Origin of the sequence: uncultured Aquimonas sp. (genome assembly GCF_937888285.1) — a bacterium.
Classification (GTDB): domain Bacteria; phylum Pseudomonadota; class Gammaproteobacteria; order Xanthomonadales; family Xanthomonadaceae; genus Aquimonas.
Map to the genome: position 1 here is coordinate 195,256 of NZ_CALART010000011.1, position 20,025 is coordinate 215,280.

At 68.2% G+C, this 20,025-nt stretch carries 17 protein-coding genes and 1 pseudogene; 5 read left to right on the top strand and 13 right to left on the bottom strand.

Annotated features, from left to right (window positions below; translation table 11 throughout):
* Window positions 1–95: 95 nt before the first annotated feature.
* Window positions 96–395: a ComEA family DNA-binding protein gene (locus tag Q0654_RS03185; RefSeq protein WP_298850406.1), complete on the top strand. Its 300-nt coding sequence runs from the start codon at window positions 96–98 to the stop codon at window positions 393–395.
* Window positions 396–617: 222 nt separating this feature from the next.
* Window positions 618–1,208, top strand: a complete 591-nt coding sequence (locus tag Q0654_RS03190; RefSeq protein WP_298850408.1) for a HutD family protein — start codon at window positions 618–620, stop codon at window positions 1,206–1,208.
* Between the two features lie 40 nt (window positions 1,209–1,248).
* Here the strand turns inward: Q0654_RS03190 and Q0654_RS03195 are convergent, their stop codons facing one another.
* Window positions 1,249–3,681: a M14 family zinc carboxypeptidase gene (locus tag Q0654_RS03195; protein ID WP_298850410.1), complete on the bottom strand. Its 2,433-nt coding sequence runs from the start codon at window positions 3,679–3,681 to the stop codon at window positions 1,249–1,251.
* Window positions 3,682–3,815: 134 nt separating this feature from the next.
* Between Q0654_RS03195 and Q0654_RS03200 the strand changes: the two genes are divergently transcribed.
* From Q0654_RS03200 to Q0654_RS03210, 3 genes are read left to right on the top strand one after another with little or no spacing between them, the layout of a single operon-like run.
* A complete protein-coding gene (locus tag Q0654_RS03200; protein ID WP_298850412.1) occupies window positions 3,816–4,667 on the top strand; it encodes a transporter associated domain-containing protein in 852 nt (283 codons plus the stop codon).
* Complete coding sequence (locus Q0654_RS03205) at window positions 4,657–5,850, top strand: DUF4105 domain-containing protein (RefSeq protein WP_298850414.1); 1,194 nt, start codon at window positions 4,657–4,659, stop codon at window positions 5,848–5,850. Before Q0654_RS03200 ends, Q0654_RS03205 begins: the two co-directional genes overlap by 11 nt.
* 60 nt (window positions 5,851–5,910) lie before the next feature.
* A complete protein-coding gene (locus Q0654_RS03210; RefSeq protein WP_298850416.1) occupies window positions 5,911–6,489 on the top strand; it encodes an NnrU family protein in 579 nt (192 codons plus the stop codon).
* A gap of 93 nt (window positions 6,490–6,582) precedes the next feature.
* Here the strand turns inward: Q0654_RS03210 and Q0654_RS03215 are convergent, their stop codons facing one another.
* The 12 genes and pseudogenes from Q0654_RS03215 to Q0654_RS03270 all read right to left on the bottom strand — a co-directional run bounded on the left by Q0654_RS03215 (window position 6,583) and on the right by Q0654_RS03270 (window position 19,832).
* Window positions 6,583–6,939 carry a PilZ domain-containing protein gene (locus Q0654_RS03215; RefSeq protein ID WP_298850418.1) on the bottom strand — a complete coding sequence of 119 codons (357 nt, stop codon included), beginning with the start codon at window positions 6,937–6,939 and terminating at the stop codon, window positions 6,583–6,585.
* Window positions 6,940–7,024: 85 nt separating this feature from the next.
* Entirely contained in the window at window positions 7,025–7,972 is a 948-nt protein-coding gene (gene holB / locus Q0654_RS03220) for a DNA polymerase III subunit delta' (protein WP_298850419.1), read from the bottom strand.
* A complete protein-coding gene (gene tmk, locus Q0654_RS03225; RefSeq protein ID WP_298850420.1) occupies window positions 7,969–8,610 on the bottom strand; it encodes a dTMP kinase in 642 nt (213 codons plus the stop codon). The genes holB and tmk overlap by 4 nt, the downstream gene beginning before the upstream one ends.
* Window positions 8,607–9,668 carry an endolytic transglycosylase MltG gene (mltG, locus tag Q0654_RS03230; protein WP_298850421.1) on the bottom strand — a complete coding sequence of 354 codons (1,062 nt, stop codon included), beginning with the start codon at window positions 9,666–9,668 and terminating at the stop codon, window positions 8,607–8,609. Before mltG ends, tmk begins: the two co-directional genes overlap by 4 nt.
* Before the next feature lie 13 nt (window positions 9,669–9,681).
* Window positions 9,682–10,506, bottom strand: coding sequence for an aminodeoxychorismate lyase (gene pabC / locus Q0654_RS03235; protein ID WP_298850422.1), 825 nt, complete (start codon window positions 10,504–10,506; stop codon window positions 9,682–9,684).
* A 248-nt stretch (window positions 10,507–10,754) separates the two neighbouring features.
* Window positions 10,755–12,146: pseudogene (locus Q0654_RS03240) on the bottom strand (aminodeoxychorismate synthase component I); the annotation flags it as partial.
* 33 nt (window positions 12,147–12,179) lie between these two features.
* Window positions 12,180–13,418 (bottom strand): beta-ketoacyl-ACP synthase II, encoded by a 1,239-nt coding sequence (gene fabF / locus Q0654_RS03245; protein WP_298850423.1) that lies wholly within the window; start codon window positions 13,416–13,418, stop codon window positions 12,180–12,182.
* 176 nt (window positions 13,419–13,594) lie between these two features.
* On the bottom strand, window positions 13,595–13,834 hold the full coding sequence (gene acpP / locus Q0654_RS03250) for an acyl carrier protein (RefSeq protein ID WP_091237514.1): 240 nt from the start codon (window positions 13,832–13,834) through the stop codon (window positions 13,595–13,597).
* A 145-nt stretch (window positions 13,835–13,979) separates the two neighbouring features.
* A complete protein-coding gene (gene fabG / locus Q0654_RS03255; RefSeq protein WP_298850424.1) occupies window positions 13,980–14,723 on the bottom strand; it encodes a 3-oxoacyl-ACP reductase FabG in 744 nt (247 codons plus the stop codon).
* A gap of 11 nt (window positions 14,724–14,734) precedes the next feature.
* Complete coding sequence (locus Q0654_RS03260) at window positions 14,735–17,722, bottom strand: S8 family serine peptidase (protein WP_298850425.1); 2,988 nt, start codon at window positions 17,720–17,722, stop codon at window positions 14,735–14,737.
* A 65-nt stretch (window positions 17,723–17,787) separates the two neighbouring features.
* Window positions 17,788–18,753, bottom strand: a complete 966-nt coding sequence (fabD, locus tag Q0654_RS03265; RefSeq protein WP_298850427.1) for an ACP S-malonyltransferase — start codon at window positions 18,751–18,753, stop codon at window positions 17,788–17,790.
* Window positions 18,754–18,860: 107 nt separating this feature from the next.
* Window positions 18,861–19,832 carry a beta-ketoacyl-ACP synthase III gene (locus Q0654_RS03270; RefSeq protein WP_298850429.1) on the bottom strand — a complete coding sequence of 324 codons (972 nt, stop codon included), beginning with the start codon at window positions 19,830–19,832 and terminating at the stop codon, window positions 18,861–18,863.
* Window positions 19,833–20,025 lie beyond the last annotated feature (193 nt).

The following is a 20,025-nucleotide window of genomic DNA, read 5'->3' on the forward strand; positions in this document are numbered from 1 at the left end:
TCGAGGCGGAGACTGTTTCCACCGGCCGACGCGCCGGGCCATCCCGGGGCTTGGCCGGGAATTTCGCAACCACCCCTGATTACGAGGATGCCGTCATGAATCGTCTGTCCAGCCTGTTCGCCGCCCTGTTCCTGTCCCTGCTGATGGCCACCAGCGCCTTCGCCAGCGACAAGGTCAACATCAATACCGCCGATGCCGCCACCCTGTCCGCCGTGCTGACCGGCGTTGGGCCGGCCAAGGCCGAAGCCATCGTCGCCTATCGCACCGAGAACGGTCCCTTCCGCAGCGCCGATCAGCTGGTCGAAGTGCGCGGCATCGGGCTGGCCACGGTCGAAAAGAATCGCGACAAGATCATCGTCAGTGCCGCTCCGGCGGCACCGGCCCCCGCGCGCTGAAGGCCCCGCGACCCGGCGTGGAGGCCGGCAGCGCAAGTCGCCGGGTGGGCACAGGGACGTGTCTGCCCGGGGGAGCCCGCCGCGTGGCACGCGCGGCGGCTACTTCCAAGGGAAGGAGAAAGGCCCCGGCCCCGCGCCGGGGCCTTTCGCTGTGCGGGGCTTTCGCCGAAGCCTGCGAGGCTCTGGCTACACTTCACCGGCATCGCACCACGGACCCGCCCCATGCCGCTGATCGCCCTGCCCGCCCATCGCTACGAACGCCAGGCCTGGCGCAATGGTGGCGGCAGCACGCGCGAGGTCTGGCGCGAGGGCGAGGCACCGGACTGGCGCGTCTCGCTGGCTCGCATCGAGGCCGATGGTCCGTTCTCGCGCTTTCCCGGCTATCGGCGCGAGCTGATCTACCAGCGCGGCGGCGGCCTGCGCCTGCACGTCGAGGGCCACGAGCCGGCGCAGCTGGAAACGCCCTACGCGCTGTGCGGATTCGATGGCGCCGCCGACACCCGGGCCGAATGCCTCGACGGGCCCTGCGAGGTCATCAACCTGATGTTCCGCCCCGAAGCGGTCGAGGCGCGCCTGTTCCAGCGCCCGCTGCTGGGCAGCATGCTGTTCTTTCCACGCGCGGGCGAACGCTGGCTGCTGCATCTGGCCGGCGGCCAGGCGCGGCTGCGTGAGGCCGCGCTCAGCATCGAGCTGGCGCAGGGCGACAGCGCCCTGCTGTTCGGCAATGGCGGCCGCGTGCAGCTGGAGGGCGGCGGCGAGCTGGTGCTGGTGAAGGTCAGGCGCAGCGAACTGCCCGGCCCGGCCCGAGCCTGAGCGCGAGACGCCGCGGCCGAACCGAGCCGCTCCTCATGCGTCACTGCACTTCGAAGCCATCCCCGAAAACAGCCGCTGGCTGCTGCTGGGCGCGGCACGCAGCGCCGCCGGCTTCCAGCACGATGTCGTCCACGTACCAGCCATCGCGCACCTGGCTGGTGTCCGACGTCAGGCGGAAACGGATCTGCGCCTGGGTCGCGCCCTCAAGCTGCGGCAACGGCAGGTCGAGACTGCGCCAGCTGGCGTCGCCGCTGCAGCTGTAGACGGTTTCCCAGGCCGCAGTTGGCGAGGGGCGCACCTGCACGGTGCCGAAGTCCCAGCCCGACTCGGTGTCGCAGTAGCTGCGCAGGCGCAGACGCGGCGCGCTGTAGGGCGCAACGCTGAACTGCGGCGACAGCAGCTGGGTGTCAACGTTGTTCGCATAGTTGCCGCCGGGGCTGTCATGCCAGGCGCGGCTGCCGCCCTGGGGCGAGCTCGGCACGATGCTCCACAGCGGCGTGCCGCCGCTCGGTCGCGCGGTCGTCCAGCCCTGCGCGCCGCTCTCGGCGTCCATGCCCAGCAGCGGGCAGTAGGCAAACAGCTGCAGATCGCGTTCATTGAGGCTGGCGGGCTGCAGGGCCAGGCCTTCGATCCGCAAGGGCTCATGGCCCACGGCCTCGACTTCGATCACGCTGGCCGCGGCCGGCACGCGTCGCGCATAGCGGCCATCGGCCGCACTTGAAGCACTGAATCCGCCGATGCGGACCTGCGCGCCCGCGATTGCCGCGCCGTCGGCAATGCGGCTCACTCGCCCCTGCAGCTCGGCAAGTTCCGATGCGGCGCGCACCTCCACCAGGGCCGCACCCACAGGCCCGCGCGCGCCGCTGGCGTCCTCGCCCTGCACATAGACCAGCTGACGGCCCGTGCGGCTGGCCACGATGTCGGCGACAGCGGTCTCGACCGCGGCATTGAAGCTGCCGTCCTGCGCCTGCAGGGCAAGACCCTGTGCGCCAACGGCCCACGGCGGGATGTCGACATACGCATGCGCGGCAGCGATCGCCTGCACCGGCACGCTGCCGTTGACGACGCTGCTGCGGCTGTCGTCCAGCACCGCGACCAGCTGCAGGGGCTCGCCGGGTGCGGCCAAGTCGGGCTGCACGCGCACCTCGCGAGCCTCGGGCCCGAACGGCAGCCGGTAGGGCTCGCGCACCACCTTGGCGGCATACAGCAGAGCCTGCAGATTGTCCGGATAGATCCGGTTCTCGAAGCTGCCGCAGTCCTGGAAGAAGGCAGTGCCCAGCTCGAAGGTGAAAGCGGGTACGCCCAGTTCGCCATAGGCGAAATCGTCGGTCGTGCCATCCGTGGGATACAGCCCCACCGACTGCTGCGGCGTGTAGCTGTTGAACCAGGCGAAGCGGCGCCCCAGCGCGACCAGCGACGCACTGTTCGGCGCGGGCTGGGTGGTGGTGCCCCAGGGCCAGAGCACCAGCTGCGAGTAGCTGTGGATATCAAGGAACAGGCCCTGGGTATCCTCGGGCGCCGGGTCACTCAGAGCATCGCCGCGACGATCGGGGAACAGCCCGCGGACGTAGCTGACGATGGCCTGGGTCTCCGGCTCCGACGCTGCAGTCGGGCCGCGATAGGTGTTCTCGCAGGCGACACCGCTGGAGCCCCCCGCCACCGTTCCCCAGGAGAACGGAAAATTGCGGTTGAGATCGGCGCCGCGCGCGTTGCTGGTCGCCCCGCAATAGCCCTGGTTGGCGTTCTTGCGCCAGGACAGGCCGGTCTCGGCGCGCTTGCGGCCGTCGGGGTTGGACTGCACCAGAAGGTGGATCTCATGATGATCCAGCAGCCAGGTCGCATCGGCATCCGCGCCATGGCCGGCCAGCAGATGCTCGGCGAAGCGCAGGCCCAGTTCGGCCGTGGTGTATTCGCGGGCATGCACCGCAGTCATCGCGAACAGCGCCGGCTTGGGCCCCGGGATCTGGCTGTTGCTGAGCTTCAGCACGCGCATGCGCTCGCCGCCGCCGACGATGCCGGCCTGCGCTTCCCAGCTGGGGCCGATATCGACCACCTGCGCCAGCTGCGGGTGCGCGACGACCAGGCTGTCCAGGCGCGCATGGGTTTCGGCCACCGTGCGGTAGCAGGCATAGCCGCTGATGCCCTTTGCCCGCAGGATCGCCTGCGACGCGTTCAGGGCCTCGCTCAGCACCGGATCCACCGAGACCCGCAGGCCCTTGGCCAGCAGGCCGGTGCGGCTGCCGGCCGGAGCATCGAACATCACCACGCCTTTGTCGCGGTCGACGATGAGGTGGCCGTGCTCCAGCGCCAGGGCGCGGATCACGCTCTCGTTGCGGGACTCCACCCGCAGCACCTCGTAACGAACGGCTTTGGGATCGACCTCCGTAGGCCCCGCCCCATGGGCAAGCAGGCTGTGCGGGCAGGCGAGGCCGAGCGCGGCCAGACAGGATGCGGCAAGAACGCGAGGCTGCATGGCTCCCCCGAGCGCGATGGATCCGGCATTGTGCCTTCTGGCGAGTCCGTCGGCCAAAGGCCCTCGCCAAGACCCTTCACCGCGTTGCGATACACTCGGCGCCGGTGCCCCCCAGGGGCGACGTTCACAGAGCAATGTCCGAAGATCCAAGCAGTACCACCGGCTCGCCCGGCCGATCCTGGTTCGGTCGTTTGACCCAGGCCCTCTCGGGCGAGCCACGCAGCCGCGAAGACCTGCTCGAGGAAATCCGCTCGGCGCAGGCGGCGGGCCTGCTCACCGCCGACAGTCTCGCCATGATCGAAGGCGCGATGGCGGTCTCCGACCTGCAGGTGGGCGACGTCATGGTCCCGCGCGGCCAGATGGTATCGATACCGGTCGACTCGTCCACGCCCGAAGTGCTGCAGACCGTCGTCGAAAGCGGCCACTCGCGCTTTCCGGTGCACGGCGAGGACAAGGACGAGATCCTCGGCATCCTGCTGGCCAAGGATCTGCTGCGCGGCTGCGCCACCGGCCAGCCCCCGGCGCTGCGCGAACTGCTGCGGCCGGCCGTGCTGATTCCCGAATCCAAGCGCCTCAACGTGCTGCTGCGCGAGTTCCGGCAGTCGCGCAACCACATGGCGATCGTGGTCGACGAATTCGGCGGCGTCGCCGGCCTCGTCACCATCGAGGACCTGCTGGAGCAGATCGTCGGCGAGATCGACGACGAGCACGACGACGCCCCGACCGAGGACGAACACGTCGAGCAGACCGGCCAGGGCCGCTACGAAATCGAAGCCCTGATGCCGATCGAGGAGTTCAACGAGCGCTTCGGCGCCGAACTCTCCGACGAGGAGTACGACACCATCGGCGGCCTGTTCACCGCGGCGCTGGGGCACCTGCCCGAGGTCGGCGAAGAGCTCGAGCTCGGCGGCTTCCACCTGCGCGTGCTGGAGTCGGACGGCCGTCGTCTGCACACCCTCGAACTGCGGCTGGCGGATGCCGCCTGATCGCCTGCGCGGCTGGTGCGCTGCCCTCGCCGTCCTGCTGCTGCTCGCGCTGGCCCCGGCGAGGCTCCTCGCCGCGCCGGCGGTCGGCCTGGTGACCATGGACCCCGGCGAGGCCTACTGGGCGCGCTTCGGCCACAACGCCCTGCTGATCGACCGCGGCGACGGCAGCGAGCCCATCTTCTACAACTTCGGCTACTTCGACTTCGAGCAGCCGGGCTTTCTGGCGCGCTTCCTGCGCGGCGACATGCGCTACCTGGCGGTCGCCCTGCCGATGTCCAGCGATCTGGGCAGCTACGCCAGCGAGGGCCGCGGCGCACGCCTGCAGTGGCTGCGCCTGGAGCCGGAGCAGGCGGAGTCACTCGCCGCCGCCCTGGCCGAGCACGTGCGGCCGGAGAACGCCGAGTACCGCTACGACTATTTCGTCTCCAACTGCTCGACCAAGGTGCGCGATGCGCTCGACGCGGCCCTGGGTGGCGCGCTGAAGCGGCAGCTGGACGGGCGCTCGATGGGCGTCACCTATCGCCACGAAGCGCTGCGCCACGGCGCCGGCATCGCCTGGCTGCACCTCGGCATGCATCTGGGGTTGGGCCCCTATGCCGATCGCCCGCTGTCGATCTGGGAGCAGAGCTTCATTCCCGCACGCCTCGCCGAGGCGCTTCGAGACGCCCGCACGCCAAGCGGTGAGCCGCTGGTGATCGCCGAGCGCGAGCTGCTGCCGCATCGTGGCCCGCTGACGCCGCCCTCGCCGCCGCCGTGGCAGTGGTTGGCCCTCGGTCTGGGGCTCGCCCTGGCGCTGCTGCTGGCGCGCGCCGCGCGTGGCCCGCGCGGCGCAGCGGTGCTGCTCGCCGTCTGGAGCCTGAGCGGCCTGATCGGCCTCGGCCTGCTGCTGCTGTGGGTCGGCACCGCGCATGAATCGGCCTGGGCCAATCGCAACCTGCTGCTGTTCAATCCGCTGGCCCTGCTGCTGCTGCCGGCCTGCGTGCAGCTGTGGAGACAGCGGCGCAGCCCGCGCGAGAGTCGCCTGCGCTTCGGCGCGCATGCCCTCGCCGTGATCGCCGTGGCGGGGGTGGTGCTGGCGCAGGTGCAGGTCTACCCCCAGCAGCATCTGGAGTGGGTTGCCCTGCTGCTGCCGCTGCAGATTGCGCTGTCGCTGGCCTTGCTGCAGGCTCGCCGAGGCGCTTGAGCGCATCGGTCGCGGCCTGCGTCGCCGGCCGCACCTGACCTCTGATCCGGAGAACTACCGATGGCCGTTCTGCTCGCAGGCCTGCTGCTTTTCCTCGGCGTGCACAGCCTGCACGCGCTGGCGCCCGGCCCGCGTGCGCAGCTGATCGCACGGCTGGGCGCTGGCGGCTACAAGGGCCTGTACAGCTTCGTCTCCATCGGCGGATTCGTGCTGCTCGTCTACGGCTACGCGCTGGCGCGCGCCGAGCCCGTCTTGCTGTGGTCGCCACCGGTCTGGCTCCGCCATCTGGTCGCGCTGTTCACCCTGCCCGCCTTCATCCTGCTGGTCGCGGCCTATGTGCCGGGCAACCACTTCAAGGCCAGGCTCGGCCATCCGATGCTGCTGGCGGTGAAGCTGTGGGCGGCAGGTCACCTGCTGGCAGTGGGCTGGCTGCACGGCATTGTTCTGCTGGTGGGCTTTCTCGCCTGGGCGGTGATCGCGTTTGCCGCGGCGCGCCGCCGTGATCGCGCGGCCGGCCTCGTGCGTGCCCCGGCCAATGTCGTTCGCAGCGCCCTGTGCGTGATCGTCGGCGCCGTGCTGTGGGCGGTCTTCGCCCTGCACCTGCATCTCAAGCTGATCGGCGTGGCGCCGTTTGGCTGAGGAGCTGGGATTCGGGAATCGGGAATCGGGATTCGCAAGAGCCAGAGAGCCAAAGGGCGGCAGCCGGCCTCGCGAGAATCCCTTCCGCAGGCACTACATCGTGTGCGTCGGCTTGTCGCCGCCGGTGAGGCCGGCAAGGAGGGTTTCGATCTTGCCGCGCACGGTTTCGCCCTCGGCCGAATCGTTGAACTGCACGCCGATACCGGCTGCGCGGTTGCCCTGGGCGCCGGCCGGGGTGATCCAGATGACCTTGCCGGCCACCGGCAGGCGCTCCTTGTCTTCCAGCAGGCTGAGCAGGATGAACACCTCGTCGCCCAGGCTGTAGCGCTTCGGCGTCGGCACGAACAGCCCACCGCCCTTGATGAAGGGCATGTAGGCCTGGTACAGCGCCTGCTTTTCCTTGATCGCCAGCGACAGGATGCCCTGGCGCATCATTCCGGCAGCTTGCATGGACGGGCTCGCGGGTCTGGGACGGGTTGGGCGGGAAGATAGCAGAGCTGCGCAGAAGGGGCGCAGCCACGCGTCGAGGGCTGGCTCAGCGCTGCTCGCGCCAGGCGATCAGCAGCTCACCCAGCAGCAGATCGGCCTTGAGCGGGGTGTCGAGCTGGGCGCGCACGCGGTTGGCGCGGTCGTACCAGTCGGCGAGTTCGGGCACGGCAGCGGCTTCGCCGGCCAGCAGACGCTCGCGGCTGCGCGCGCGCGCGAGTGAAGCGGCGTGGGTGAGGCGCTCCTGCGGGCGGTCATCCAGCCAGGCCTTGACCGTCTCGCTCAGCGCGACGCGGCGCGCGGCGAGCGCGTCGAGGTCGCGCTGCACGGCCTCGCGCAGTTCGAGGCCGCCCTCGCTGAGCAGGGCCTGGGCTTCGCCGGGGTGGCCATCGCTGAGTGCGAGCGCCTGCTCGACGCGCGCGGCAGGCAGGCCCTGCGCGAGCAGCCAGGCGCGGGCCTCATCCTGCGGCGGCGGGCGCAGCTCGATGCGCTGGCAGCGGCTGCGGATGGTGGCGGACAGGCGATACGGCGCGTCGCTGACCAGGATCAGATAGCGCCCGTCCTGCGGCTCTTCGAGGGTCTTCAGCAGCGCGTTGGCGGCGTTGTGGTTCAGCGCATCGGCCGGATCGATCAGGCTGACAATGGCGCCGCCGAGCTGGGCGGTCAGGCTGATCTTCTCGCCCAGATCGCGCATCTGCTCGACCACGATCACGCTGCGCGGCTCGCCCTTGTCGTTCAAGGCGAAGCTGACGCGATGCAGATCCGGATGCGTGCCAGCCGCGAGCAGCCGGCAGCTGCGGCACTGGCCGCAGGCGGGCGCACCTGCCGCTGCCCTGGTGCACAGCAGGCGCGCGGCGATGGCTTCGACCAGGGCGCGCTTGCCCAACCGCGCCGGCCCGCAGACCAGCAGACCGTGGCCCAGCCGCTGCGACGCATGGCTGGCCAGCACGCGTTCGAAGGCGCGCTGCTGCCAGGGCGCGAAGCTGGATGCGCTCATCGCGACACCTCGCGCTGGATGTTCAGGCGCTGAACCACGGCGGCGGCGACCGCTTCGGCCGGCCGGCTGGCATCGAGCACGCACCAGCGCTGCGGCTCCGCGGCGGCGCGTGATCGGTAGCTGGCGCGCACGCGCTCGAAGAAAGCGATGGATTCCGCCTCGATGCGATCCGGCGCCGCGCGGCTGCCGGCGCGGGCCAGCCCGGTTTCCACCGGCAGATCGAGCAGAAAGCTCAGGCCCGGCTTCAAGCCCGCGACCCAGCGTTCGAGTTCGGCGATGCGCCCGCTGTCGATGCCGCGGCCGCCGCCCTGGTAAGCGAAGCTGGCGTCGGTGAAGCGGTCGCACAGCACCCACTCGCCGCGCTCCAGCGCAGGCAGGATGCGTTCGCGCACCAGCTGGGCGCGCGAGGCCATCATCAGCAGCAGCTCGCTCTCGGCGCACAGGCCGCGCAGCTCGGGGTTCAGCAGCACCGCGCGCACGGCTTCGCCCACGGCGGTGCCGCCCGGTTCGCGCAGCAGCAGAACGGTCTCGCCCGCTGTGCGCAGGGACTCCGCGGCAGCGGTGATCACCGTGCTCTTGCCGGCGCCCTCGCCGCCTTCGAAGCTGACGAAATGTGGATGGGTGATCCAGTGGCTCACTGCCCCGCCCTCCGGCTGCGCTCGATCTGGCGCCAGCGCGCGACCGCGCGGTTGTGCTCCTGCAGGGTGCGCGAGAACACGTGTCCGCCGTCGCCGCTGGCCACGAAGTACAGCGCATCGCCGGGCGCGGGATCGACCGCGGCCTCGATCGCCGCGCGACCCGGCATGGCGATCGGCGTCGGCGGCAGGCCGTCGCGGGTGTAGGTGTTCCAGGGCGTATCGGTGTCGAGATGCGTGCGGGTGATGACGCCGCGGTAGCTCTCGCCAGCGCCGTAGATCACGGTCGGGTCGGTCTGCAGGCGCATGCCGATGCGCAGGCGGCGGATGAACACGCCCGAGACTTCGCGGCGCTCGCCGCCGATGCCGGTTTCCTTCTCGATGATCGAGGCCAGGATCAAGGCCTCGTCGGCCGACTTCAGCGGCAGATCGGGCTGGCGATTGGCCCAGGCGCGGTCGAGCACGCGGTCCATCGCGCGCTTGGCGCGGCGCAGGACATCGAGATCGCTCATGCCGCGGGTGTAGTAATAGGTCTCGGGCAGGAAGCGGCCTTCCGCCGGCACGCCTTCGGCATCGAGCCGGCGCATGATCTCGGTCTCATCAAGCCCGGGAAGGGTCTGCTCAAGCGCCTCGGCCTGGGTCAAGGCCAGGCGCAGCTCGCGGAAGCTGCTGCCCTCGACCAGGGTGAAGGCGCGCTGCAGCACGCGGCCGTCGGCGAACTGCTGCAGCAGCTCACGCGGCGTGGCGTTCGCCGGCAGGCGGTATTCGCCGGCCTGGATGCGCCCGCCGACGTTCATCTCGCGGGCCAGCAGGCGCCAGAGCTCCTCGCGGCCGGTTTCAAGCCCGACGCCTTCGAGGCGCTGCAGCACGCGGCGCAGGCCGTCGCCGCGCTGCAGGATCACGTCGGTCTCGGCGCTCAGGCCAGCCACCGGCGCATCGACGAAGGCCAGGTACTGCTGCCACAGCCAGAAGGCGCCGCCGCCGACGGCGAGCAGGCCGACCAGAAAGAGGCCGAGCAGGGCACGCAGCCAGCGCCGCGGCCGCGGTTTGGACTTGCTCAAGACGAAGGCTCCTTCAGGCCTGCGGCGCCAGCGCCGGAACCTCGCTCCAGAGCTGGGCCTGCAGGCCGGCAATCAGGGGCTGGGGGCGATAGGTCCGCGCACCCAGCCGGGCAGCCGGCAGGATACCGCGCAGGCTGCTGCAGACGAACACGCCGTCTGCGCGCTCGATGTCCTGTGGCAGCAGCTCGCCGATCTCGACCTCGGCGCGGGTCATGACCCAGTCGCGGCAGATGCCGGCGATGCCGGCGGCGCGCAGCGAAGGCGTGCGCAGGCGACCGCCACGCAGGGCAAACACGTTGGCTGCGGTGGCGCAGGTGACGCGACCCGCGGTGTCGAGCATCAGCCCCTCGGCCGCGCCGGTGTTCGCCAGTTCGGCGCGCGCCAGCACGTTCTCGATGCGGTTCAGATGCTTGAAGCCGGCCAGCCGAGGCTGCAGGGCGAGGCGGGTTTCACACCAGCGCAGGCTGACGCCTTCGACGTAATCCGCCGCGACCAGCGGCGGCGCGGCATGCAGGCTCAGGATGCGCTGGCTGCGCGCCCCGGGCTCCGGCGCGTAGCCGCGGCCAGCCCCCTCGCGCGCCAGCAGGATCTTCAGCACCGCGCGCTGCTGGCCCGCGCACAGCTGCTCGGCCTCGAAGGCCAGCAGGTCGGGATCGGGCATACGCAAACCCAGGGCCTCACAGCCGCGACGCAGGCGGGCCAGGTGCTCGCCCAGCCAGACCGCACGTCCGTGCTGCACCAGCAGGGTTTCGAACAGGCCGTCTCCATAGTTGAGCGCACGACTGTCAACGCCGACCGCATCGGCGGGCGCGCCGTCGATCAGCACGCCGACGCGCATCAGGCGCGGCGTCCGGCATTGGCGGGCGCAGGCTCGGGCTGCGGGCGATGAGAGGTTTGGTCCATGGCCTCGGCAGTAGACAGGGCCGCAGGCGGCGCGTCCGCGGACTCGACCACAGGATGGGCGACGAGCCCTGCGCTCTCCGTCGACGGGCCGTGCGGAGCCCGCCCCTCAAACGCGGGCGGCTCGCCGCGCGCAGCGAACTCATCGACTGCGCGCAGCACGCCACTCGGTGCGTGTTCATCGAAGGCGCGCAGCACGCCGCGCGCTTTGGCCCGCGTCTCGGCCAGTTCGGCCGCAGGCTCGGAGTCGACGACGATGCCGGCACCGGCGCGGAACCCCGCCTGCGCGCCACGCAGCCACAGGCTGCGGATCAGAATGTTGAGGTCGAGATCGCCGCTGCGGTCGAGGTAGCCCAGCGCGCCGGTGTAGGGCCCGCGGCCCTCGCCCTCCAGCTCGGCGATGATCTGCATGCAGCGCACCTTGGGACAGCCGGTGATGGTGCCGCCCGGAAACACCGCGGCGATCGCCTGACCCGGCCCGACCTCGGGACGCAGCCGACCGCGCACGTTGCTGACGATGTGGTGCACGTGGGCATAGCTTTCGAGGCCCATCAGCTCGTCGACTTCGACCGAGCCCGGCACGCAGACCCGGCCCAGGTCGTTGCGCTCCAGATCGATCAGCATGATGTGCTCGGCGCGCTCCTTCGGGTGCCCGATCAGCTCGGCGCGACGACGCGCGTCGTCCAGCGCATCGCCGGGCTGGCGCGGGCGCGTGCCGGCGATCGGCCGCGTCTCGGCGAGCCCCGAGCGCAGCGACAGCAGGCGCTCGGGCGAGGAGCTCAGCACCGCCCAGTCCTGCCAGGCCAGCAGACCCGCGAACGGCGCCGGATTGGCCGCGCGCAGCCGGGCGTACAGATCCGCCGGCGCGGGTGCTGCATCGAAGCTCACGCGCCAGGGCCGCGACAGGTTGACCTGGAACACGTCGCCCGCACGCAGGTAGTCGAGGATGCGGCGCACGCCGGACTCGAAGTGCGCGCCGTCGGCTTCGTCGATGCGATGGGCGGGCAGTGCGGGCAGTGCGGGCGCTGCCGACGAAGCGTCCCTGGTCTCGATCGGTGCCTCCGCGGCCCCGGCCCACGCACGCTGCAGGCGCTCGATCAGGACCTCGGCCTGCGGATGGTCGGCTTCGACGACGGCGTACGCGTCGCCGGATTCGCGGTCGCGCAGGATCGCCGCGCGGCAGCGCAGGGCCAGCGCGATCGGCAGGTCGCCGGGGGCGGCGAGACGCGGCACGCTGGATTCGATCTCGGCGGCGAGCTCATAGCCCAGCAGCAGGGCCCAGCCGCCGCCGAAGGGCAGGCCATCGTCGCGCGCAGGCGCTTTTACTTCAGCGAAGGTGCGGTCGAGCTGATCGAGGAAACCGCCCGTCAGAACTCGACCGTCGAGATCGCGCAGCAGGCCGTCGGCGCCCAGCGCGAAACCGCCCTCGGGCGCGGCGAGCAGCAGGTGGTAGCGGGCGCGGCCGCCCTGGGCCGCGCTTTCCAGCAGACAGGGGAAGAACTCCGGCTCGGCCCGATGCAGGTCGAGGAGATCGACAGCGGGCAGATCAACCGCAGCGGGCGGCAGGACGCAGTGCATGCGGGACGCGCCGACGCGAGGGGTTCCGGCGCGTCAGACGCGGCGGAACACCAGCGTGCCGTTGGTGCCGCCAAAGCCGAAGCCGTTCGACATCGCGACCTCGATCCTGGCCTCGCGCGCCACGTTGGGCACGTAGTCGAGATCGCAACCCTCGCCGGGCTCATCCAGGTTGATCGTCGGTGGCACCAGGCCGTGGTAGAGCGCGAGGATGCTGAAGATCGCCTCGACGCCGCCGGCCGCGCCCAGCAGATGACCGGTCATCGACTTGGTCGAGCTGACCAGGGTGCGGTAGGCGTGGTCGCCGAAGGCGCGCTTCATCGCCAGCGTTTCGGCGAGATCGCCGAGCGGCGTCGAGGTGCCGTGGGCGTTGAGGTAGCCGACCTGGTCGGCATTGATGCCGGCATCGCGCAGGGCCGCGGTCATGCAGCGCGCCGCGCCCTCGCCGTCCTCGGCCGGGGCGGTCATGTGGTAGGCGTCGGAGCTCGCGCCGAAACCGGCCAGCTCGCAGTAGATGCGCGCGCCGCGGGCCTTGGCGTGCTCGTACTCCTCCAGCACCAGCACGCCGGCGCCGTCACCCATGACGAAGCCGTCGCGTTCCTTGTCCCAGGGCCGCGAGGCGCGGGTCGGGTCGTCGTTGCGGGTGGACATGGCCTTCATCGAGCAGAAGCCGGCGACCGAGGTCGGGCTGCTGCCGCGCTCCGCGCCGCCGGCGACCATCACGTCGGCATCGCCGTACTGGATCAGGCGCATCGCCATGCCCACCGAGTGGTTGGCGGTGGCACAGGCGGAGACGGCCGAGAAGTTCGGGCCCTTGATGCCGGTCAGGATCGACAGGTGGCCCGAGACCATGTTGATGATCGTGCTCGGCACGTAGAAAGGCGAAACCTTGCGCGGGCCGCCTTCCAGCAGCCGCGCGGTGGTGTCCTCGATACCGAGGATGCCGCCGATGCCCGAGCCGATGATGGTGCCGATGCGCTCGGCGTTGGCTTCGCTGACTTCGAGGCCGGAATCCTTCAGCGCCATCAGTCCGGCGGCGACGCCGTAGTGGATGAAGGGATCCATGCGCTTGGCCTCTTTGGCCGGGATGTAGGCGGCAGGATCGAAATCGCGCACTTCGCCGGCGATGCGCGTGGCGTACGCGCTGGCGTCGAAGCTGGTGATCGGGCCGATGCCCGAGCGGCCGTGGGAGATGTTGTCCCAGGCAGTGGCGAGATCATTGCCGACCGGCGAGACGATGCCCATGCCGGTGATGACGACGCGACGCTTGCTCATGCTGGCTCCGTGCCGGCGCTCGTCGCGCCCGGCTGCTGTTCAGTGGCCGACGCATGACGCGCCGACGGGAAACGGATGCGGGATCGCCGCAAAAGAAAGCCGCCCCGTCGGACGACGGGGGCGGCCTCTTCAAACGCTGGCGAGGCTCGCACCGCGGGCCTCGCGCGGCAGCGGCATTACGACTTGACGTGAGCCTTCACGTAGTCGATCGCCTGCTGCACGCTGGTGATCTTCTCGGCGTCTTCGTCCGGGATCTCGCACTCGAACTCTTCCTCGAGCGCCATCACCAGCTCAACGGTGTCGAGCGAGTCCGCGCCCAGATCGTCCACGAAGGAGGCGTTAGGGGTGACTTCCTCTTCCTTGACGCCCAGCTGTTCCACGACGATCTTCTTGACGCGTTCTTCGATGCTGCTCATGGGGTTCAATTCCTCTGACGGAAAACTCGGCGCATTGTAGTGGGAACCGCCAGACCGCACCAACGCGCGGTTCCGGCCACCCGTCTGCGCCCGACGGGCTTGCGATTCGTTGTCTTGCAGCTGCGACCCGGACGCGCAGGGCGCGTCAGGGCATATACATACCACCGTTCACATGCAGGGTCTCGCCGGTGATGTAGCTGGCGTTCGGCCCGGCCAGGAAGGCCACCGCATTGGCGATGTCCTGCGCTTCGCCCAAGCGCCCCAGCGCGATCTGGCCGAGCAGCGCACTGCGCGCGTCTTCCGGCAGCGAGCGGGTCATGTCGGTATCGATGAAGCCCGGCGCCACCACGTTGACGGTGACGCCGCGGCTGCCGATCTCCTTGGCCAGCGACTTCGAGAAGCCGATGATGCCGGCCTTGGCGGCGGCATAGTTCGCCTGCCCTGCGTTGCCGGTGACCCCGATGACCGAGGCGATGTTGATGATGCGGCCACGGCGCGCCTTCATCATCCCGCGCATCACCGCCTTGCTGGTGCGGAAGATCGAGCTCAGGTTGGTGTCGAGGATGGCCTGCCAATCCTCGTCCTTCATCCGCATCAGCAGGTTGTCGCGGGTGATGCCGGCATTGTTCACGAGGATGCCGATGGCGCCGAACTCCTTGCCGATGGCCTCGATCAGCGCCTCCACCTGGGCGCCGTCCGCCACGTCAAGCACGCGGCCCGCGCCGCCGTTCGCTGCCAAGCGCTCGCCGATGGCGGCGGCTCCCGATTCCGAGGTGGCAGTGCCGATGACCTTGGCGCCCTGGGCAGCCAATGTGTCGGCGATGGCGGCACCGATGCCGCGGCTGGCGCCGGTGACGAGGGCGATTTCGCCTGCGAGGGGCTGGTGCATCTTGTACTCCATCAAAAGCTCTCGAAACCGTTCAAGAAGATTCGGCCAGGCGGCCCGCTGCAACGGACGTTCGTCCCGACACATGGATCTGACACCTGTACGCCAGCAAGGGGGAATTCGACACCATCGGGGATTCCGTCCCCGTCTGAATCCGCGAGGTCAGGACGCGTGCCAATAACGTACTCAAAGCCGTCTATCAGCCCATCAGCGTCAGAATCGATATTGGGATAGGCGTAGCCCATGACCTCTTGTGAGCCCCCTGGGAACACAGTGGTGAAGCCATTGGCCCACATGCCCGGACGCTCCTGCTCCGGAAATACCGCGCAGTCGTTGTCGGACACTTTGCAAAGTCGATGCAGGCGCACGGTACCTTGCGGCATACAGGACGGCTCAGGTGCGCAGCGCTGGAACACGTAGCCTTGGATGCCCCGATAGGTGTACCCAGCCAACCGGGCAGTTTCAATCTCAGAGGTTTGAGTCAATAACAGATGATCCTTGTTCGCCATATTGCATCCACTGCCGCCAGTGCAGCCTGGAGGATAGGAAGAATCGCGACTCATCCAATATAAAGGAATCAGGCCCGGCTGTTCGGACGAGAACTTCTGAGGCGTTGTCATCACGAACACTTGTGCGAGCGGTTGCGGCGGTTGCGGCACGATCGTTGGAGATTCCGGCAACGACGGGTAGCCCACTATCGGCGCCCCCGTGGGCGTATAGGTGGTGGGAGAATACAATGTGAACGCGAGCGCACTCTGTGGAGTACTGGTATAAGCCCAATCACGCGCACTGGCGTTATAGAACGAAAACAGGGGCGTCAACCGATTTCGAAGCATTCGCCCGTTGGGCGATCCAAACACCGAGATGAGTGAGCCGAACGCGTCAGGAATGCCGTGACCATATCGCGCATCCCAAGTGGCAAAAGTTCCAGGAATGCTGGAATGCTCCGCGATCAAGGTCCGCACACCTTTCGCGGCCCCAGCAGTCGGAACCGGCTGACCAGGCATCAGCAGGGGGTTTGCTGAACGCACAATCCCGGCAATCCCACTGTAAATCGGCGCCGACATTGAAGTGCCAGTGCAAGTCCCGTAGCCGTCACTTGCACTGCCCCCGCCAGCAGAGTCTCCACAACCGAGGACCGGGTTCCAGTCTTTGCCAACGTAGACTGCCGAACGAACGTTCAGGGCGGGCAAGACAACTTCCTGACGCGCCAGAGCCGCAGAGCCAGGAGCGGTGTAATTAGAACCACACTCTGTGCCCACGGGCGACCCAGGAGAAAACAGCGCGGGGTTCGGGCATTCTCCCACTCGGATCGATCCGGGAAGATCCATTCGATCGCTCCAGAAAGACGGAAAGTCGGTCGAACCGCCCACAGAAACCGTGCGGGGATCTTCGGCAGGGAAATTTATCGGAAGACGGTTGTTCCCCGAGGACGCGACCATTAAGACACCGCGGTAAGAAGCGGTCGAAATCGCCAGACAGTAGGCGTTCAATTGACCCGCCGAACTGGAGCAGCGCTCTTGGATTGCGGATCCGAAGCTAAGGTTAACGACCTGTGCACCGATGTCACTAAGGTGAGTGAGGGCGGCAACAATTCGACTTTCGTCCGCGAGGACAGAGGCGACGATAGGCCCGCCCGAGCTAGAAAAGCAGGCGGTCTCCGAAACCCGCCAAGCCATTATGCCGCAATGCCGGCACACTCCAGAAACCCCAGAACCGTTCGCATCGCGCCCAGAAATCAGACTAGCGACGTGAGTGCCGTGACCAGCAAACGCCGGCTGCATGAGTCCTGAACCGTCATCACAAGCGGGAGGAGCCGCAACTTGGCGCATCTCATCAACGTCAAAATCGTAAACGTATTCCTGTGGCCAACCCCAAGGCGCACGCAAGGCGACATGGACAGAGAACTCGGGCAATAAATTGCCCCCCCAAAATTGCCCGCTAGCAGAAAAAGCCCGCAGAGCCGGATGGTCGGGCTGAACCCCATTGTCAATAACACCGACCACACTCCACCCGCCCGTTACACTATATACGTTCTCCAAACCCAACATCGTCCGCCAGGGCTGCTGGGGGGTACCCAATAGCCAACCAACGGAAGGCTCCGCTGCCCCAGAGTGAAATGAAACATCTTCGGGCACATAAGCAAAAGCGAATGTAGGATCATCCAGCAGCGCATCCACCGCCTCCTGCAAATTTGCTTGATCGGGATAGTCAATGACTATATACCGCTCCAACATGGACCGAGGGAGCTCCGGGTTAAGCTGAAGGTGATGCAGGAACTGACCTTCTGCACGCAAGGACAGCAGGTAATTTGCTTTTCTGGGGCTCTGGACAGCGAGGCCGGGCGTAATCAGCCCAGGCTGACCGGCCCCGAACGCGGTGGAGTTAACTATTATTTGGGCGGTAACTGTGCTACCCGAGTCTACCAGTGCCAGAATTCGCTTAGGAGGTGCTGTTGCTTGTGCGTAAGCCGGGCGAAAGTCAAGACCACATAACTGCACACTTAATCCGAGCACCAGCACGTTCAACATGCGCTTACGAGCTACCGCGACCATAGCCACAACAAGAATCATCAAGCCAGCAAGCGAATAGGTAGGAACTACTGCAGGCGACTGCGGCGGCGCCCCTACGACAGATATAGCCAAAGTCGACAGAAGGATCTCTTCCCGTTGTGGCAATCGAATCATATAAACCTCAATGGTGTATGAGCCTTCGGGCAGCGCTGGCACTCCAATTCGCTTGGTTGCATCCGGAAGGTTGCAGAAAAGATCAATAGCACCCGGCTCAAACAGGCGAATCGTGCTCCCAACCAGCTCAATCCTTGGCCCTGGCTGCCCAGGGAAAGGAAACACGAAACCATGGCACCCGCCAACGTCGATCAGAACATCGAATTCTTGACCAGCGACGGGTTGAATTGGCTCAGTCCGTGGCACCGAAAAATACGCGTGGGCAGGCCCAGCGAGTAGGACCAACAGCAACGATAGCTTCGAAAGAAACTTCATCATCATCTCCTGCGCGGACCACCTGAACACGAAGAACACAATACGCGCCCAAGCAACTGATTGCGTCAGTTGCTCTCCTTACTCAAGTTTCCGCCCCAGCCGTTCAGCGCGTCCTCGAAGTCGACGACGCTGCCCAGGGATTTCGATTCAACGCTGCGGTCGATGCGCTTGATCAGGCCGCCGAGCACCTTGCCCGGGCCACATTCGACGAAGCGGCTGGCGCCGGCGGCGATCATCTGCTGCACGCAGTCGGTCCAGCGCACCGGCAGGTAGAGCTGGCGCACGAGCGCCGCCTTCAGCGCGTCGAGATCGGTGGCGATGCCGGCATCTACGTTGTGCACCAGCGGCAGGCTGGGCAGGCGCAGCGGCGTCGCCGCGATGCGCGCAGCCAGTGCATCCGCAGCTTCGCGCATCAGCGGCGTGTGCGAGGGCACGCTGACGGCCAGTTTGACCGCCTTGCGCACGCCGCGCTCGGCCAGCGCCGCGATCGCCGCGTCCACCGCCTCGGCATGCCCGCCGATCACGATCTGGCCGGGCGAGTTGTAATTGGCCGGAACCACCACGCGCGCGGAGGAAACCGCCGCGCAGACGTCCTCGAGCACGGCATCATCGGCGCCCAGCACCGCCGCCATGGCACCGCTGCCGGCGGGCACCGCCGCCTGCATGAGGCGGCCGCGCTCGCGCACCAGGGCGGCGGCATCAGAAAGCGAAAGGGCATCGGCAGCAACGAGGGCGCTGTATTCGCCGAGGCTGTGGCCGGCAAGACGCGCCGGCAGGCAACCGCCCTGCGCGCGCCACAGCCGGAACAGGGCGACGCTGGCGGCCAGCAGCACCGGCTGGGTGAATTCGGTCTGGTTGAGGCGAACGTCGTCCGCCGCCGAAGCGATCGCCCAAAGATCTACGCCGGCACCGGCCGAGGCTTCGGCAAAGCTTTCGATGACGGACGGATGACGCTCGGCGAGATCGACGAGCATGCCGGGCGCTTGCGACCCCTGGCCCGGAAACACGAAGGCGATGGCGCTGGAACTCACGTGCGTTTGGCTCGGCTGGCCGTGGGAAGCCGCGCATCATACGTGAAGGGTATGGCGACCCGTCTGTACCGGGGCGTAGGGTCTTGCCCGCGCCGCTCCCACGCCAATCAGTAGCGGATCAGCGCCGAGCCCCAGGTGAAGCCACCGCCAAAGGCTTCCAGCAGCAGCAGCTCGCCGCGCTGCACCTTGCCCGAGCGCACCGCTTCGTCGAGCGCCAGCGGCACCGATGCGGCGGACGTGTTGCCATGGCGATCGACGGTGACGATCACCCGCTCCATCGACATGTCGAGGCGTTTCGCGGTGGCGCTGATGATGCGCAGATTGGCCTGGTGTGGAATCAACCAGTCGAGGTCGCTCTTGTCCAGCCCGTTGGCCTGCAGGGTCTCCTCGACCACCGCGTCCAGCGTCTTGACCGCGACCTTGAAGACTTCGTTGCCGGTCATGTGGATGCGCAGGCCAGCGTTGGGCTCGCCGGGCTCGAAGCCCTTGGACACGCCAACCCGGGTCGCCAGCAGATGGCCATAGCCGCCGTCCGCGTGCAGATGCGTGGACAGGATGCCGGGGTCTTCGCTGGCCTCCAGCACCACGGCGCCGGCGCCATCACCGAACAGCACGGCGGTGGTGCGGTCGTCCCAGTCGAGCATGCGGGTCAGCGTTTCCGCGCCGATCACCAGCGCCTTCTTCGCCATGCCGCTGCGGATCATCGCGTTGGCCGTGCCCAGCGCGTACATGAAGCCCGAGCAGGCCGCATTGACGTCGAAGGCGGCGCAGCCGTTGGCGCCGAGCCGGTGCTGCAGCAGGCAGGCCGAGGACGGGAACACCAGATCCGGCGTGGTGGTGCCGAGGATCAGCAGATCGATCTCGTTGGCCTTGACGCCTGCGGCTTCCAGCGCACGCAGCGCCGCCTGCTCGGCAAGATCGACGGTGGTCTGGCCCTCGGCGGCGACGTGGCGCTGGCCGATGCCGGTGCGCTCGCGAATCCACTCGTCGGAGGTCTCGATGCGCTGCGCGAGTTCGTCGTTGGTGACGACGCGCTCGGGCAGGTAGCTGCCCGTTCCGAGAATGCGAGCAAAAGGCATCGGTGTCTCCTGGGTGGATGGCGGGTGGACCCCGCGACAGAATCGCGCCGGAGCGCGCGGCCTCAGGGCCTTGGCCTGATCGCGCCGGTCAGGCTTTCAGCGGGTCGTGAATGATGACGGCAATGCGACAGCGCTGCCAGCGCTGGACACGCTCGGGTCGGAGCGAACTTGCCGCAGCACCGGCAGCGGACGC

Coding starts and splice junctions, on each gene's coding strand:
- pabC (WP_298850422.1), bottom strand. CDS start 10,506: ATGCGCGTCGGCGTGCTGATCGACGGCGCGCCCGCCGATGCGGTCGGC.
- Q0654_RS03200 (WP_298850412.1), top strand. CDS start 3,816: ATGTCCGAAGATCCAAGCAGTACCACCGGCTCGCCCGGCCGATCCTGG.
- holB (WP_298850419.1), bottom strand. CDS start 7,972: ATGAGCGCATCCAGCTTCGCGCCCTGGCAGCAGCGCGCCTTCGAACGC.
- Q0654_RS03210 (WP_298850416.1), top strand. CDS start 5,911: ATGGCCGTTCTGCTCGCAGGCCTGCTGCTTTTCCTCGGCGTGCACAGC.
- Q0654_RS03185 (WP_298850406.1), top strand. CDS start 96: ATGAATCGTCTGTCCAGCCTGTTCGCCGCCCTGTTCCTGTCCCTGCTG.
- Q0654_RS03205 (WP_298850414.1), top strand. CDS start 4,657: ATGCCGCCTGATCGCCTGCGCGGCTGGTGCGCTGCCCTCGCCGTCCTG.
- Q0654_RS03270 (WP_298850429.1), bottom strand. CDS start 19,832: ATGCCTTTTGCTCGCATTCTCGGAACGGGCAGCTACCTGCCCGAGCGC.
- fabF (WP_298850423.1), bottom strand. CDS start 13,418: ATGAGCAAGCGTCGCGTCGTCATCACCGGCATGGGCATCGTCTCGCCG.
- fabG (WP_298850424.1), bottom strand. CDS start 14,723: ATGCACCAGCCCCTCGCAGGCGAAATCGCCCTCGTCACCGGCGCCAGC.
- Q0654_RS03195 (WP_298850410.1), bottom strand. CDS start 3,681: ATGCAGCCTCGCGTTCTTGCCGCATCCTGTCTGGCCGCGCTCGGCCTC.
- acpP (WP_091237514.1), bottom strand. CDS start 13,834: ATGAGCAGCATCGAAGAACGCGTCAAGAAGATCGTCGTGGAACAGCTG.
- Q0654_RS03215 (WP_298850418.1), bottom strand. CDS start 6,939: ATGCAAGCTGCCGGAATGATGCGCCAGGGCATCCTGTCGCTGGCGATC.
- Q0654_RS03190 (WP_298850408.1), top strand. CDS start 618: ATGCCGCTGATCGCCCTGCCCGCCCATCGCTACGAACGCCAGGCCTGG.
- Q0654_RS03260 (WP_298850425.1), bottom strand. CDS start 17,722: ATGAAGTTTCTTTCGAAGCTATCGTTGCTGTTGGTCCTACTCGCTGGG.